The sequence below is a fragment of the Marinitenerispora sediminis genome, assembly GCF_003336425.1.
Lineage (GTDB): Bacteria > Actinomycetota > Actinomycetes > Streptosporangiales > Streptosporangiaceae > Marinitenerispora > Marinitenerispora sediminis.
Genome location: NZ_QEIO01000143.1, coordinates 1 through 13,709, shown reverse-complemented (window position 1 = coordinate 13,709; position 13,709 = coordinate 1). Strand labels below are relative to the sequence as shown.

Here is a 13,709-nt window from a genome sequence, read left to right as displayed (position 1 = left end):
CCCCCGGCGCACACCCGCCCGCCGTGAGCCCCGCGTCGTCAGACTCCGCGTCCTCAACCGGTGGGGCCCGCCCGCATCGCCGGACACCCGCACATGGCGGCCTCCACGGTCCACCGGACCCTGACCCGCTCCAGGTGCGCCCGCCTGGCCCACACCGACCGCGCCACCGGCCTTGCCGCGCGCCGCTACGAGTGCGACCGACCCGGCGCACCCGTGCACGTCGACGTCAAGAAGCTCGGCCGCGTCCCCGCCGGCGGCGGCCACCGCGCTGTGGGCCGCCACACCGGGGTGTGCAACAAGCAGGCCGCCACTACCGCCCGCCGCAACGGCTCCCCGGTGATCGGCTGCGGCTACCCGCGCACCGCGCTGGACGACCACTCCCGCCTGGCCTACACCGAGATCCGTCCCCTGGCCGAGGAACGGGCCTACGCCCGCCCCTACACCAGTGAAGACGAGCGCCGGCAGGCCTTCCCCGCATGGCTGTACACCTACACCACCGGTTCCACACCGCGATCGGCGGCCCACCCGCCACCCGCGTACCTCACCTCTCGGGTCAGTACACCCAGACCCGGGGGCGAGGTCCTAACACCCGGGCCCGCCGGGGTGGCCGATCCCTGGGTGTGCGGGCGCGGCCTGGGCGGCCGGGAACGATCTACGCCGTCTTTGCGGCCAGGCGCGGTCCCGCCCGGCGACCGGGGGTACGGATCCGAGGACGCCGTGGGCCCGTTCCGCCGGCCGGTCCGGTCGCGGGACCGCGGTTCCGGCCAGCCACGCGAGGAGTCCCGATGACCGACACCAGCAGGTACCCGCCGGGGGCACCCGCCTGGTTCGACATGACGGTTCCGGACCTGGAGGCCGCCGAGCGCTTCTACTCCGAACTCCTGGGCTGGGAGTTCGACCTCGGCCCCTACGCCCTGGCCCATGCCGCCGGCCGGCGGGTGGCCGGCCTCTCCGAGAGCTGGCACGAGGAGGCCGGGCCGCCGGACCGGCCCTTCTGGACCGTCTACCTGGCGACCGACGACGTCACCGCGACCCTGTACGACGTGGCGGCGGCCGGCGGCACGGTCGTGGCGCCGCGCCGCGACGTTCCCGGATACGGCACCATGGCCGTCGTGCGGGAGCCGACCGGAGCCGTCTTCGCGCTGTGGGAGGGCGACGGGCTGGCCGGTTCGGAGGCGTTCGGCCTGCTCGGGGGACCGATCTGGGCGGAGGTGACGAGCCGGGACACCCACGCCACCACGGACTTCCTCGTCCGGGTGTTCGGCTACCGCCCGGACCGCTTCGCCGACGTCGACTTCGTCACCCTCTACGTCGCCGGGAGCCCGGTCTGCGGGGTCTACGGCGGCAGCGCGGAGCGGGTCAGCGAGGGGCACGGCGCCTGGCTCCCCTACTTCGTGGTGGCCAGCGCCGACGCCGCCGCGGCCCGCGCCCCCTTGTTCGACGGCCGGGTGCTGCGCTCCGCCGAGGACTCACCGTACGGCCGCTGGACCATGCTCGCCGACCCGTTCGGCGCGCACTTCGCCGCCGTCGAGGTGGCGACCTGAGATCTGCTTCTCGGCAGGCCCGCGGGGCGGGCCGATGCTCCGCGGTGCCAGGCGGGAGGGCCGGTGCCCCTGGGCTCACCGGTACCGGGCGGCACCCGTGCGCACTCCCACGCCCTGGGTGGTGAGCGCCGGGGCGCGGCCCGGCGCGCGAGGGGCGGGTGCGCGGCGCGCGGGCTCCTGTGGCGGGTGCCCACTGCGGACAGGCCCGATCTCCCGCTCCCGTCCCCTCCGCTGGCCGCCCCGGCCCCCATGGGACCGGTGCGGCGGCACGCCGGTGTTCCGGCCGCGGACGGCCGCCCCGGGTCCCCGGTCTCAGGGGAACCACCCCGGCCGTCCGCTCGGCGGCAGCGCGTCCTGCGCCGCACGTACTCCGCTCCCGTCCCGCCCCACCGCGGATCGCCGGGCGCCCGGCCCCCGGCCTGCGACCGCGCCGCCCGCCGGGGACAGCACCGTCGAACGCGGGGCACCCGCTCATGCCGAACAGGCGGCCGGGGGCCGGACACGGTAGAAGAACCGCGGCCCATGACGGCACCCTGCCCCTCGCCTCCGCCCGTAGCCGGGCGCGCGGCATCACCCGTCCGAGCGCGTCCTCCACCCGCGCCTCAGCGCCAGAGGGTCACGAAGTACCCGACCCCGTACGGCGCCTCGTAGGCCAGCCGCTCGGCGGACAGGCCGGCGCCCTCGGCGGCGCCGGCCAGTGCCTGCCACGCGGGCCGGCCCGCGGCCATGAGCTGCTCGGCGAGCACCGGGTCCAGCGTGGCGAGGGTGGCGAGGTCCGCCCCGGCCAGCGCCGCGGCCACCGCGTCGTCGAAGTCGACCGCGCGTTCGTCGAACCGCCCCGGCGACCGCTCGCCGCGCCGGGCACTGCCGTCCCCCATGACCAGTACGGCCACCCGGGGCGCGGACGCGGCCAGCTCCGCCCCGACGACCAGGCACTCCTCGGGCCGGGCGTCGCCGGCCAGTTCGGCGAACCCGGCGGGCTCGGCGCCGGCGCGCTCCACGAGCCAGCGCCCCACCGTCAGGGAGAGCGGGAGCACCGCCGGCCCGGCCCCCACCGCTATCGGCGCGCCGTACGGGGCGAGGCTCCCCGCGGCGCCGCCCGGATGGCGGGCGGTCCGGCCCCCCGCTCCGACGACGAGGAGCCGGTCCGGGCGGGCCGCGACCAGGGCGGCGACGGCGCGGTCGCAGGCGGTGCGCACGGAGTCCAGCTCCGGTGCGGCGCCGCCGGCCAACCGGGGGACGAGCAGCGGGGGATGCGGGCACACGGCGGCGGCGATCAGCACAGGCCGAGGGTACCGGCAGGCGGCCGGATCCGGCCGGACGGGACGCTTGTGCCCGCTGGTGGGCGGGTCTAGCCTTGACTGCGTGACCGGATTTGCGAATCTGGTCACACAGTCAACGCACTCATGCGGTCCCGGTGTCCCGGGACCCCGGCGGACAAGGCGGTAGGACGTGGCGCAGCCCGGCACGGAGGTCCCGGTGGACCCGCTCGACGAGCGGGCCGAACGCATCCTGGACGCGGCCGGCGAACTGCTGACGTCGCTGGGGTACCGGCGCGTCACCATCGACGACGTGGCGCGGCGCGCCGACGTGGGCAAGGGGACGGTCTACCTGCACTGGCGGACCAAGGACGCCCTGTTCCTCAGCGTGCTGCTGCGCACGAAGGGCCGGTCGATCGGCGCCCAGGGCCGGCGCATGGCCGCCGACCCCGCGGAGGTGCTGCTCAGCCGGATGGCCCGCGCCATGTACCTCGACTTGGTCGGCGACCCGGTCGCCCGCGTCGGCTACTCGGGCGACGCCGAGACGCTCGGCCGGCTCACCCGGACGGCCGCCGGCAGCTTCGAGGAGCTGCGCGCCGAGGCCAGGAGGGTCAGCGTCGAGCACCTGCGCCTCCTTCGCGAGCACGGGCTGGTCACCACCGACCTCGACCCCGAAACCCAGCTCTTCGCCTTCCACGCGACCACGACGGGCTTCTTCCTCCACCCCTCGTTCGCTCCGTCCTTCGTCCCGAAGCGGGCCGACCAGCAGGCCACTGCGCTGGAGCACACGGTCCGCGCCGCCTTCGAGACCACCCCCGACCCCGGCGGCCTCGCCGCGGCGGCCTCGGAGGCCGCCACCCTCTACCAGCGCCTGGAGAAGCGGTACCTGGCGGAACTGCACCGCCAGTTCCGGGCGTGACGGGGACACCATCCGGTACTCATCACTGGAGACACGGTCATGGCGACCAGCGGCAACTTCTACAGCACCCACGTCGGCGAGCACCCCGGCGAGCCCAACCTCGCCGACCCCGAACTCGTCGCCGACCCCTACGGCGGCTACGGCCGCCTACGCGAGCAGGCGCCCGTGCTGCGGGCGCGTTACCTGGACGGGGCGCCGATCTGGCTGGTCACCCGGCTCGACGAGGTGCGCACCGTCCTCAGCGACCCCCGCTTCGTCAACGACCCCTCGGTGCTGGCCGACGCCCCTCCCACGGCCAGCCGGCGCGCCTTCGTGGAGGGCATGGGGATTCCGGAGGACCTGGCCCCCTACCTGTTCGGCACCATCCTGGACCTCGACGCGCCGGACCACACCCGGCTGCGCAAGCTGGTCTCGCGCACCTTCACGGTGCGCAGGGTCGGCGAACTGCGGCCCAGGGTCGAGGAGATCACCGAACGCCTGCTCGACGAGCTCCCGGCTCGGGCCGAGGACGGCGTGGTGGACCTGGTCGAGTGCTTCGGCTACCCGCTGCCCATCACGGTCATCTGCGAGCTCGTCGGCGTTCCCGAGGAGGACCGTCCGCGCTGGAGGGAGTGGGGGCGCCAGCTGGTCCCGCCGGATCCGGCGACGCTCGGTAGCATCCTGCGCGCGATGGTCGACCACATCGCCGACCTGATCAAGCGGCGCCGGTCCCAGCCCGCCTCCGATCTGCTGACCGGGCTGATCCGCACCCACGACGAGGACGGCGACCGGCTCTCGGACACCGAGATGATCGCGATGGTGCTCACGCTCGTGGTGGCCGGCCACGAGACGACCACCCACCTCATCTCCAACGGCGTCGCCGCGCTGCTCACCCACCCCGTCCAGCTGGAGCTGCTCCGCTCCGACCCCTCACTGCTGCCCGGAGCGGTGCACGAGTTGATGCGCTGGTGCGGCCCGGTGCACGCGACCCGGCTGCGCTACGCGACCGAGGACGTCGAGGTCGGCGGGGTGACGGTCCACCGGGGCGACGCGGTGCAGCCGGTGCTCGTGTCGGCGAACTACGACCCGCGGCACACTCCGGAGCCGGAGCGGCTGGACCTCACCCGGCGGCCGGCCGGCCGCGGCGAGAGCCATGTCGGCTTCGGGTACGGCATCCACTACTGCCTCGGCGCGGCGCTCGCCCGCCAGGAGGGCGAGGTGGCGTTCGGGGCGCTGCTGCGGCGCTACCCCGACCTGAGCCTGGCGGTACCGGCCGAGGAGCTGGAGTGGCTCCCCATCCCCGCGAACCGCCGGCTGGCCCGGCTTCCGGTCCGGCTGGGGGGCTGACGGCGGACCCGCCGGCGCGGGCGGCCGGGGCGGCGCACCGTTCTCGGCCACCCGCGCCGGGCCGGGCCTCAGCTCTCGCAGCAGCCGCCCACCGGGGCGGGGGCCGGCGCGGGCGCGCCGACGCCCGGCATGCCGAGCAGGACACCGGACGGCGCTGGCTCGGCCGGCGGGCGGCCGTTGCGCGCCGCCCACGCGTCGCCGGCGCGGGTGCGCCGCGACCGGCGCACGCCGGAGTCGGCGACCAGGTGGTGCGGGGCCGCGTAGGTGACCTCCACGGTGGCCATGTCGCCGGGACGCAGCGCCGCGTCCTCGTCGACCGCGAAGTGCACCAGCCGGTTGTCGGCGGCGCGCCCGGACAGCCGGCGCCGCTCGCCGTCCTTGCGCCCCTCGCCCTCGGCGACCAGGACCTCGACCTCGCGGCCGACGAGTGCCTGGTTCTCCTCCCAGGAGATGGCGTCCTGGAGGTCGACCAGGCGCTGGTAGCGCTCCTGGACCACCTCCTTGGGCAGCTGCCCGTCCATGGTCGCGGCCGGGGTGCCGGGGCGCTTGGAGTACTGGAAGGTGTAGGCCTGCGCGAACCGCGCCTCCCGCACCACCTTCAGCGTCTCCTGGAAGTCCTCCTCGGTCTCGCCGGGGAAGCCGACGATGATGTCGGTGGTGATCGCGGCCTCCGGCATGGCGGCCCGCACCTTCTCCACGATGCCGAGGAACCGCTCCTGGCGGTAGGAGCGCCGCATGGCCCGGAGCAGCCGGCTGGAGCCGGACTGCAGGGGCATGTGGAGCTGCGGCATGACGTTGGGGGTCTCCGCCATGGCGGCGATGACGTCGTCGGTGAAGTCGCGGGGGTGCGGGGAGGTGAAGCGGACCCGTTCCAGGCCCTCGATCTCCCCGCAGGCGCGCAGCAGCTTGGAGAACGCCTGGCGGTCGCCGAACTCCGACCCGTAGGCATTGACGTTCTGGCCCAGCAGGGTGACCTCGACGGCGCCCTCGGCCACCACGGCGCGCACCTCGGCCAGCACGTCGCCCGGGCGGCGGTCCTTCTCCTTGCCGCGCAGCGCCGGAACGATGCAGAACGTGCAGGTGTTGTTGCAGCCCACCGAGATGGAGACCCAGGCGGCGTAGGCGGACTCGCGGCGGGTCGGCAGGGTGGAGGGGAAGGTCTCCAGCGCCTCCTGGATCTCGACCTGCGCCTCGCGCTGCACCCGGGCCCGCTCCAGCAGCACGGGCAGCGACCCGATGTTGTGGGTACCGAAGACGACGTCCACCCACGGCGCGCGGCGCACGATCTCGCCGCGGTCCTTCTGGGCGAGGCACCCGCCGACCGCGATCTGCATGCCGGGGTGGGCGTCCTTCACCGGGCGCAGGTGCCCGAGGTTGCCGTAGAGGCGGTTGTCCGCGTTCTCGCGGACCGCGCACGTGTTGAAAACGACGACGTCCGGGGTGGCGTCCTCGGCTGCGCGCTCGTATCCAGCGTCCTCCAGCAGACCGGACAGGCGCTCGGAGTCGTGGACGTTCATCTGGCAGCCGTAGGTCCGCACTCGGTAGGTACGACTCTGGCTCACCGCTCCAGGCTAGCCGCTGCCGGCACCGGCCCCGACCGGCCCGCCGCCGGACTACCGGCGGATCGTCTACCTTACGGTCTTCCGGATGGTTGCACCAAAGCGGCCATCTAATCTCGGAATTTCATAACGTTTGTACAGATTGGGTCGTAACAAGTCTGCTACTTGCCACCCAAACCGCCTTTTCACGGGTGACAAGCGGACACACAGGCAGCTAGGTTCCGCAGTCATGACCGCAACTCCTCTCGTCGTGCTGGAGAACGTCAACAAACACTTCGGCGAGCTCCACGTACTTCAGGACATCAACCTCTCCGTGCACCGCGGCGAGGTCGTCGTCCTCATCGGACCGTCCGGATCCGGCAAGTCGACCCTGTGTCGCACCATCAACCGGCTCGAGACCATCGACACTGGGACGATCACGATCGACGGGCAGCCGCTCCCGGCCGAAGGGCGCGGTCTGGCCCGGCTCCGCAGCGACGTCGGCATGGTGTTCCAGTCGTTCAACCTGTTCGCCCACAAGACGGTGCTGCAGAACGTCACACTCGGTCCGCTCAAGGTGCGCAAGACGCCCAAGGAGCAGGCGGAGAAGCGCGCGCTGGAGCTCCTGGACCGGGTGGGCATCGCCAACCAGGCCCACAAGTACCCCGCCCAGCTCTCCGGCGGCCAGCAGCAGCGCGTGGCCATCGCCCGCGCGCTCGCGATGGACCCCAAGGTCATCATGTTCGACGAGCCGACCTCGGCTCTGGACCCCGAGATGGTCCAGGAGGTCCTCGACGTCATGGTGAACCTCGCCAAGGACGGCATGACCATGGTCGTGGTGACGCACGAGATGGGCTTCGCCCGCCGCGCGGCCAACCGGGTCGTGTTCATGGCCAACGGCCAGATCGTGGAGGAGAACACCCCCGACGAGTTCTTCGGCAGCCCGCGCACCGACCGTGCGAAGGACTTCCTCTCCAAGATCCTCACCCACTAGCCGCATCCCCGCTACCAGCGGCCGACCGACCTCGGCACCACCCACCACCCCCCGTTCCCATCCCAGGTCCGTCCCCCCAGTAGGTGGGACCCACAAGAGAATGAGGTTTCGACCATGCGCGTAGGCCGTATCGCAACTGTCGCGTCCGCGGTGGCCGCGATGACCATGGCCCTCTCGTCCTGCGGCCTGATCGGCGGCAACGGCGGCGGCGGCGAGGCCGAATCCGTCGTGCAGAAGGCCGAGGAGCAGGGCACCCTGACTATCGGCATCAAGTTCGACCAGCCCGGACTCGGCCTGCGGGAGCCCGACGGCTCCTACACCGGGTTCGACGTCGATGTCGCCCGCTTCATCGCCCAGGAACTGGGCGTGCCGGAGGACGGCATCGAGTTCGTGGAGACCACCTCCCAGAACCGGGAGACCTTCATCGAGCAGGGCCAGGTCGACCTCGTCCTCGCCAGCTACAGCATCACCGAGGAGCGCCAGGAGCGCGTCTCCTTCGGCGGCCCGTACTACGTCGCCCAGCAGGACATCCTGGTGCGCGACGGCGACGACGAGATCCAGTCGGTCGAGGACCTCGAGGGCCGGACGCTGTGCTCGGCGAGCGGCTCGCGGTCGGCGTTCAACGTCACCGAGACCCTGGCGATCGACGCCCAGCTCCGCGAGGCGGGCAGCTACTCCGAGTGCCTGGAGCTGCTCTCCGGCGGCGGCGTGGACGCCGTGACCACCGACGACACGATCCTGGCCGGCTACGCCGCCCAGCAGCCGGGCGAGTTCCAGCTCGTCGGCGACAAGTTCTCGGAAGAGCGCTACGGCGTCGGCATGCCCAAGGGCGACACCGCCACCTGTGAGGCCGTCAACGCCGCCATCGCCGCGATGTACGAGGAGGGCGAGGCCGAGACGCTGCTGGACAGCAACTTCGGCCCGGCGAACTACGAGTACACGACCGAGCTGCCCGAAGCGGAGCCCTGCGCCTGATCGCAGGCGTCCGCCCTGTCCGAATCTGCGACACCGCGGGTGCTGACGCTCCGACCGTCGGCACCCGCCTGAGCGGTTGGAAGAATGAACGTAGTCCTAGAGAATCTGGGGCCGATCCTTGAGGCGTTCTGGTCGACCGTGCTGCTGAGCGTCGCCAGCGCCATCGGGGCGCTGGTCCTCGGCACGCTGCTCGCCGGCATGCGCGTCTCGCCGGTCCCGGTGCTGCGAGCCTCCGGCACGTTGTACGTCAACACGATGCGCAACACGCCCCTCACCCTGGTCCTGCTGTTCTGCGGCCTGGGCCTGGGCAACACGCTCGGCCTGAAGTTCTCCGAGACCGTGACGGTGAACAGCTACTGGCTGGCCGTGGTGGGCCTCTCCGCCTACACCGCGTCCTTCGTCTGCGAGTCGCTGCGCGCCGGCATCAACACGGTCCCCATGGGCCAGGCCGAGGCCGCCCGTTCCGTCGGCCTCACCTTCGGCCAGACCATGACCACCATCATCCTGCCGCAGGCGTTCCGCAGCGTCGTCGGCCCGCTGGGCAGCGTGCTGATCGCGCTGATCAAGAACACCACGATCGCCTCGCTGATCGGCGTGGCGGAGGCGGCGGCCAGCATGCGCACGCTGATCGAGTTCAACGGCAACGCCGTCATCCCGATCTTCATCGGCTTCGCGCTCGGCTTCATGGTGTTGACCCTGCCCACCGGCTTCCTGTTCGGCTGGCTGTCCAAGCGGCTGGCGGTGGCGCGATGACCAGCGGAACGGATGTCATGAACGACAAGCCGACCACCTCCGGCACGGCCAAGCGCCCGCGGCGGCAGGCGCAGGCGAGCGTGCTCTACGACGCCCCCGGTCCCCAGGCCCGGCTGCGCTACAACGTCTACACGTTCCTGACCATACTGGGGCTGCTGCTGGTCGCCTGGTTCGTGTTCGTCCGCATGGACGAGCGCGAGCAGTGGGAGGCCGAGAAGTGGCAGCCGTTCTTCACCTCGCAGCTGTGGACCACCTACGTGCTGCCCGGCCTCGGCGGCACCCTGGGGGCCGCGGCCGTCGCGGCGGTGCTGGCGCTGGCCTTCGGCATGGTGTTCGGTATCGCGCGGCTGTCCGACCACGTGTGGGTGCGGATCCCGGCCGCCGTGGTGGTGGAGTTCTTCCGGGCCATCCCGCTGCTCATCATGATCTTCTTCCTGATGCGCGGCTCGTGGTCGCTGTTCGGCACCTCCATCAGCACCTTCTGGGCGGTCGTGCTCGGCCTGATGTTCTACAACGGCTCGGTGCTCGCCGAGATCGTGCGGGCCGGCATCCAGTCGATCCCGCGGGGACAGTCCGAGGCGGCCCTGTCGATCGGCCTGCGCAAGGGCGCCGTGACCCGGCTGATCCTGCTGCCGCAGGCGATCACCGCCATGCTCCCGGCGATCATCGCCCAGCTCGTGGTGCTGCTCAAGGACACCGCGCTCGGCTACGTCATCGGCTACTCCGACCTGCTCAACCAGTGGCGCAACCTCAGCTCGGCCTACATCAACCTGATCCCGGCCGCCATCGTGATCGCGCTGATCTACATCGCGCTCAACGTGGCGCTCGGCTACCTCGCCACCTGGCTGGAGCGGCGCAACCAGCGCAGCGTCCGGTCCCAGACCAAGGCGGTGACGGGTCCCGCGGAGGTCGGCGTGAGCGCCGCCGGGCCGACGGCGGGCGGTGGGGCGGCCGGCCCCAGGGCCTGACGCCGCCGCGGCGCCCGCCGGACGTGCTCCGGTCCGGCGCCGCGGACGGCCACCGACGACGCGGGTGGGCCCGCCTCCAGCCGGAGGCGGGCCCACCTGTTGGTGCCGCCGCGGGCACGGCACCGGTCAGGGCGCCGGGGGCGCTCCAGCGGCGGCGGCCGGCCGCGCCGCCACACCCGCGCGGCCGGGCTCCTGCTCCGGCCGCAGCGTCAGGTCGGCGTCGTAGTCCCCACCGTTCTGCGCGCGGAACGGGATCGGGTCGGTGTCCGCAAGTGCGAGCAGCCGCGCGCGCAGCTCGGCCGCGGCGGCCGCGCGGCCGGCCTCCGAGAGCCGGTCCGCGCCGGAGACCAGGACCGGCGGGACCACCGACATCCCGGCGTAGAAGAACGTCCCGTGCTGCAGGGGGAACAGCAGGTCCTCCAGTTGGCCGTTGACGCCGCGGGGGCCGTAGCTGGCCGCGGTCCCGCCCGCGGTCACCACCACCATGGCGCGCTTGCCGGCCAGCCGGCCCTCGCCGTAGCGCAGGGTGCGCCGGCCCTCGGGGCCGTGCTCGACGACGCCGTAGGCCAGCCCCTTGACGAAGACCCGGTCGAACCAGCCCTTGAGGATGGCCGGCATCCCGAACCACCAGAGGGGGAACTGCACGACGACCGTGTCCGCCCAGGCGAGCTTGGCGTGCTCGGCCCGGATGTCGGCGCTCAGGCCGCCGGACGTGTAGGCCTCTTCGGACGCGGCGGCGACCAGCAGCCGCTCATCGGGATCGTGGCCGAAGTCGGCGGCGTCCACCACGGGGTTCCACCCCATCGCGTACAGGTCCGACTCCCGGACCTCGTGGCCGTGCTCCCGGAGCGCGCGCAGCCCGTCGTCGCGCAGGGCGGCGCTCAGCGAGCGCCGCTCCGGGTGGGCGAAGATCCACAGCACCTTCACGTGGTGTCCCTCCTCGTGTTCGCGGTTCCCGGCGGGCGACCGCGGTCCGATCCCGCCGGTGACACCGAGAGCATGCGCCGCGGCCGCCCACCGCCACGAGTGGCCCGATGGCCAACATGTGCAAGAATCAGGCCATGGCCACGACCAGCGCGTTCACCCGTCCCGGCCGGCACCGGGTCGCCGTACTCGTCCGGGACGGCCTGCTGACCATGGAGTTCGGGATCGTGCACCGGCTGTTCGGTCAGGCCAGGTCGGCCGACGGCGTCCCGCTGTACGAGGTCGTCACCTGCACGACGGAGCCCGGCGCGCTGCGCACGGACGCCGACGTCACGCTGCACGTCGCGCACGGCCCGGAGCCGCTGGCCGAGGCCGACACCGTCGTCGTCCCGGCCTCCGACGAGGACTACGACCCCCGCTGCGGCGCCCTCAGCGCGCCGCTGGCGGCCGCGTTCGCCCTGATCCGCCCGGGGACCCGGATCGCCTCCATCTGCACCGGCTCCTTCGTCCTGGCGGCCGCGGGCCTGCTGGACGGCCGCCGCGCCACCACCCACTGGCGCTCCGCCGAGCAGTTCCGCCGGCTGTACCCGCAGGTCGACCTCGACCCGGACGTGCTCTACACCGACGAGGACGGCGTACTCACCGCGGCAGGCGTCGCCTCCGGCATCGACCTGTGCCTGCACATGATCCGCGCCGACCACGGTGCGGCCGTCGCCAACGAGGTGGCCCGCGGCACCGTCGTCTCTCCGCACCGCGACGGCGGCCAGGCCCAGTTCATCCGGCGCCCCGTGCCCGAGCCCGGGATCTCCTCCACCGGCCGCGCCCGAGCGTGGGCGCTCCGGCACCTCGACCGGCCGGTCAGCCTGCGCGAACTCGCCGAACAGGAGTCCATGAGCGTGCGGACCTTCACCCGGCGCTTCCGCGAGGAGGTCGGCGTCTCCCCCGGCCGCTGGCTCGCCCTCCAGCGGGTGGAACGCGCCCGGCAGCTCCTGGAGGGGACCGACCTGCCGGTCGACCGGATCGCGGTCGACGCGGGCTTCGGCACCGCGGCGTCCCTCCGCCAGCACCTCCAGGCCGCCCTGGGGGTGTCGCCGAGCGCCTACCGCGCGACCTTCCGCGGCTCCGCGCCGCGGGCGGCGGTGCGGCACGCGGCCGAGCCGGACGGGAGCGCCCCGGTCAGCGCGCCGTCTCGGTAGCGCGGGACTCGCGGACCACCGTCACCCGGATCTGGCCGGGGTAGACGAGTTCCTCCTCGACCCGCTTGGCGATGTCGCGCGCGATCACCTGCGCCTGGAGGTCATCGACCTCCTCGGGTCTCACCATGACGCGGACCTCCCGGCCGGCCTGCATGGCGAACACCTTCTGCACGCCCTCGTTGGCCATGGCGATCTCCTCCAGGCGCTGCAGCCGCTCGACGTAGGCCTCCAGCGACTCGCGGCGGGCCCCCGGCCGGCCGCCGCTGATGGCGTCGGCGGCCTGGGTGAGCACCGCCTCCACCGTGCGCACCTCGACCTCGTTGTGGTGCGCCTCGATCGCGTGCACCACGTCCTCGGACTCGCCGTAGCGGCGGGCGATCTCCGCCCCGATCAGCGCGTGGCTGCCCTCGATCTCGTGGGTCAGCGCCTTGCCGATGTCGTGCAGCAGCGCGCACCGCTTCATCAGCTGGCGGTCCATGCCGAGTTCGGCGGCCATGATGCCGGCCAGGTGCGCCGACTCGATCAGGTGCTTCAGCACGTTCTGTCCGTAGGAGGTGCGGTAGCGCAGCTGGCCGAGCAGCGTGACAAGCTCCGGGTGCACGTCGGTGACGCCGACGTCGACCAGCGCGTCCTCGCCGGCGCGCACGCACAGCTGGTCCACCTCGGCGCGGCTGGCCTCGTGCACTTCCTCGATCCGGTGCGGGTGGATGCGCCCGTCGAGGACCAGCTTCTCCAGGGTGAGCCGCGCGACCTCGCGCCGCACCGGGTCGAAGCAGGACAGCAGCACCGCCTCGGGGGTGTCGTCGATGATGAGGTTCACGCCGGTGACCGTCTCGAAGGCCCGGATGTTGCGGCCCTCCCGGCCGATGATCCGGCCCTTCATGTCGTCGCTGGGCAGGTGGACGACCGAGACCACCGACTCGGTGGTCTGCTCGGTGGCGAGGCGCTGGATGGCGAGTGTGATGATCTTGCGGGCGCGCGCCTCGCCGTGCTTGCGCGCGTCCTTCTCGATGTCGCGGACCAGCAGCGCCGCCTCGCGCTTGGCCTGGTTCTGCACCGCTGCCACCAGCTCCGCCCTGGCCTCCTCGGCGGAGAGCGCGGCGGTGGCCTCCAGGACGGCCCGCCGCTGGTCGTCCAGGCGGGACAGGTCGCGGTCACGCTCGTCCAGGAGCGCGGTGCGCTCCTCGGCGCGCTCCCGGGCCTCGGCCAGGTGGCGGGCCTCGGCGTCCAGCCGCCGCTCGCGCTCGGCCAGCCGCGCCTCGCGGCGCTCCAGGTCGGCCAGCCGCTCGGTCACGCGGTCCCGAGCCGCGGCC

At 73.1% G+C, this 13,709-nt stretch carries 12 protein-coding genes and 1 pseudogene; 9 read left to right on the top strand and 4 right to left on the bottom strand.

Features of this window, described 5'->3' with window-relative positions:
• Both DEF28_RS29240 and DEF28_RS21880 read left to right on the top strand, forming a co-directional pair.
• Positions 1 to 518: pseudogene (locus tag DEF28_RS29240) on the top strand (IS481 family transposase); the annotation flags it as partial.
• A 267-nt stretch (positions 519 to 785) separates the two neighbouring features.
• A complete protein-coding gene (locus DEF28_RS21880) occupies positions 786 to 1,544 on the top strand; it encodes a VOC family protein (protein WP_158562894.1) in 759 nt (252 codons plus the stop codon).
• 602 nt (positions 1,545 to 2,146) lie between these two features.
• Here the strand turns inward: DEF28_RS21880 and DEF28_RS21875 are convergent.
• Positions 2,147 to 2,827 (bottom strand): class III extradiol ring-cleavage dioxygenase family protein, encoded by a 681-nt coding sequence (locus DEF28_RS21875; protein WP_114400436.1) that lies wholly within the window; start codon positions 2,825 to 2,827, stop codon positions 2,147 to 2,149.
• 169 nt (positions 2,828 to 2,996) lie between these two features.
• On the opposite strand from DEF28_RS21875, the gene DEF28_RS21870 reads away from it, so the two are divergent.
• The gene (locus tag DEF28_RS21870) at positions 2,997 to 3,722 is read left to right on the top strand and encodes a TetR/AcrR family transcriptional regulator (RefSeq protein WP_199493446.1); all 726 of its coding nucleotides are present in this window, start codon (positions 2,997 to 2,999) and stop codon (positions 3,720 to 3,722) included.
• Between the two features lie 39 nt (positions 3,723 to 3,761).
• Positions 3,762 to 5,048, top strand: a complete 1,287-nt coding sequence (locus DEF28_RS21865; protein WP_114400435.1) for a cytochrome P450 family protein — start codon at positions 3,762 to 3,764, stop codon at positions 5,046 to 5,048.
• A 68-nt stretch (positions 5,049 to 5,116) separates the two neighbouring features.
• Here the strand turns inward: DEF28_RS21865 and miaB are convergent, their stop codons facing one another.
• Complete coding sequence (gene miaB, locus DEF28_RS21860) at positions 5,117 to 6,586, bottom strand: tRNA (N6-isopentenyl adenosine(37)-C2)-methylthiotransferase MiaB (RefSeq protein ID WP_220270056.1); 1,470 nt, start codon at positions 6,584 to 6,586, stop codon at positions 5,117 to 5,119.
• A 250-nt stretch (positions 6,587 to 6,836) separates the two neighbouring features.
• Between miaB and DEF28_RS21855 the strand changes: the two genes are divergently transcribed.
• The 4 genes from DEF28_RS21855 to DEF28_RS21840 all read left to right on the top strand — a co-directional run bounded on the left by DEF28_RS21855 (position 6,837) and on the right by DEF28_RS21840 (position 10,276).
• On the top strand, positions 6,837 to 7,580 hold the full coding sequence (locus tag DEF28_RS21855; RefSeq protein ID WP_114400433.1) for an amino acid ABC transporter ATP-binding protein: 744 nt from the start codon (positions 6,837 to 6,839) through the stop codon (positions 7,578 to 7,580).
• 114 nt (positions 7,581 to 7,694) lie between these two features.
• On the top strand, positions 7,695 to 8,555 hold the full coding sequence (locus tag DEF28_RS21850) for a glutamate ABC transporter substrate-binding protein (RefSeq protein ID WP_114400622.1): 861 nt from the start codon (positions 7,695 to 7,697) through the stop codon (positions 8,553 to 8,555).
• 84 nt (positions 8,556 to 8,639) lie between these two features.
• Entirely contained in the window at positions 8,640 to 9,308 is a 669-nt protein-coding gene (locus tag DEF28_RS21845; RefSeq protein WP_114400621.1) for an amino acid ABC transporter permease, read from the top strand.
• On the top strand, positions 9,305 to 10,276 hold the full coding sequence (locus DEF28_RS21840; RefSeq protein WP_233515469.1) for an amino acid ABC transporter permease: 972 nt from the start codon (positions 9,305 to 9,307) through the stop codon (positions 10,274 to 10,276). The genes DEF28_RS21845 and DEF28_RS21840 overlap by 4 nt, the downstream gene beginning before the upstream one ends.
• A 126-nt stretch (positions 10,277 to 10,402) precedes the next feature.
• Here the strand turns inward: DEF28_RS21840 and DEF28_RS21835 are convergent, their stop codons facing one another.
• On the bottom strand, positions 10,403 to 11,203 hold the full coding sequence (locus DEF28_RS21835; RefSeq protein WP_114446208.1) for an NAD(P)H-dependent oxidoreductase: 801 nt from the start codon (positions 11,201 to 11,203) through the stop codon (positions 10,403 to 10,405).
• A gap of 134 nt (positions 11,204 to 11,337) precedes the next feature.
• Between DEF28_RS21835 and DEF28_RS21830 the strand changes: the two genes are divergently transcribed.
• Positions 11,338 to 12,396 (top strand): GlxA family transcriptional regulator, encoded by a 1,059-nt coding sequence (locus DEF28_RS21830; RefSeq protein WP_233515468.1) that lies wholly within the window; start codon positions 11,338 to 11,340, stop codon positions 12,394 to 12,396.
• On the opposite strand, the gene rny is transcribed toward DEF28_RS21830, so the two are convergent.
• Positions 12,377 to 13,709, bottom strand: a 1,333-nt coding sequence (rny, locus tag DEF28_RS21825) for a ribonuclease Y (RefSeq protein WP_114446207.1), incomplete at its 5' end; no start/stop codon positions are given. The genes DEF28_RS21830 and rny overlap by 20 nt on opposite strands.

Coding starts and splice junctions, on each gene's coding strand:
- DEF28_RS21840 (WP_233515469.1), top strand. CDS start 9,305: ATGACCAGCGGAACGGATGTCATGAACGACAAGCCGACCACCTCCGGC.
- DEF28_RS21850 (WP_114400622.1), top strand. CDS start 7,695: ATGCGCGTAGGCCGTATCGCAACTGTCGCGTCCGCGGTGGCCGCGATG.
- DEF28_RS21845 (WP_114400621.1), top strand. CDS start 8,640: ATGAACGTAGTCCTAGAGAATCTGGGGCCGATCCTTGAGGCGTTCTGG.
- DEF28_RS21830 (WP_233515468.1), top strand. CDS start 11,338: ATGGCCACGACCAGCGCGTTCACCCGTCCCGGCCGGCACCGGGTCGCC.
- DEF28_RS21865 (WP_114400435.1), top strand. CDS start 3,762: ATGGCGACCAGCGGCAACTTCTACAGCACCCACGTCGGCGAGCACCCC.
- DEF28_RS21855 (WP_114400433.1), top strand. CDS start 6,837: ATGACCGCAACTCCTCTCGTCGTGCTGGAGAACGTCAACAAACACTTC.
- DEF28_RS21880 (WP_158562894.1), top strand. CDS start 786: ATGACCGACACCAGCAGGTACCCGCCGGGGGCACCCGCCTGGTTCGAC.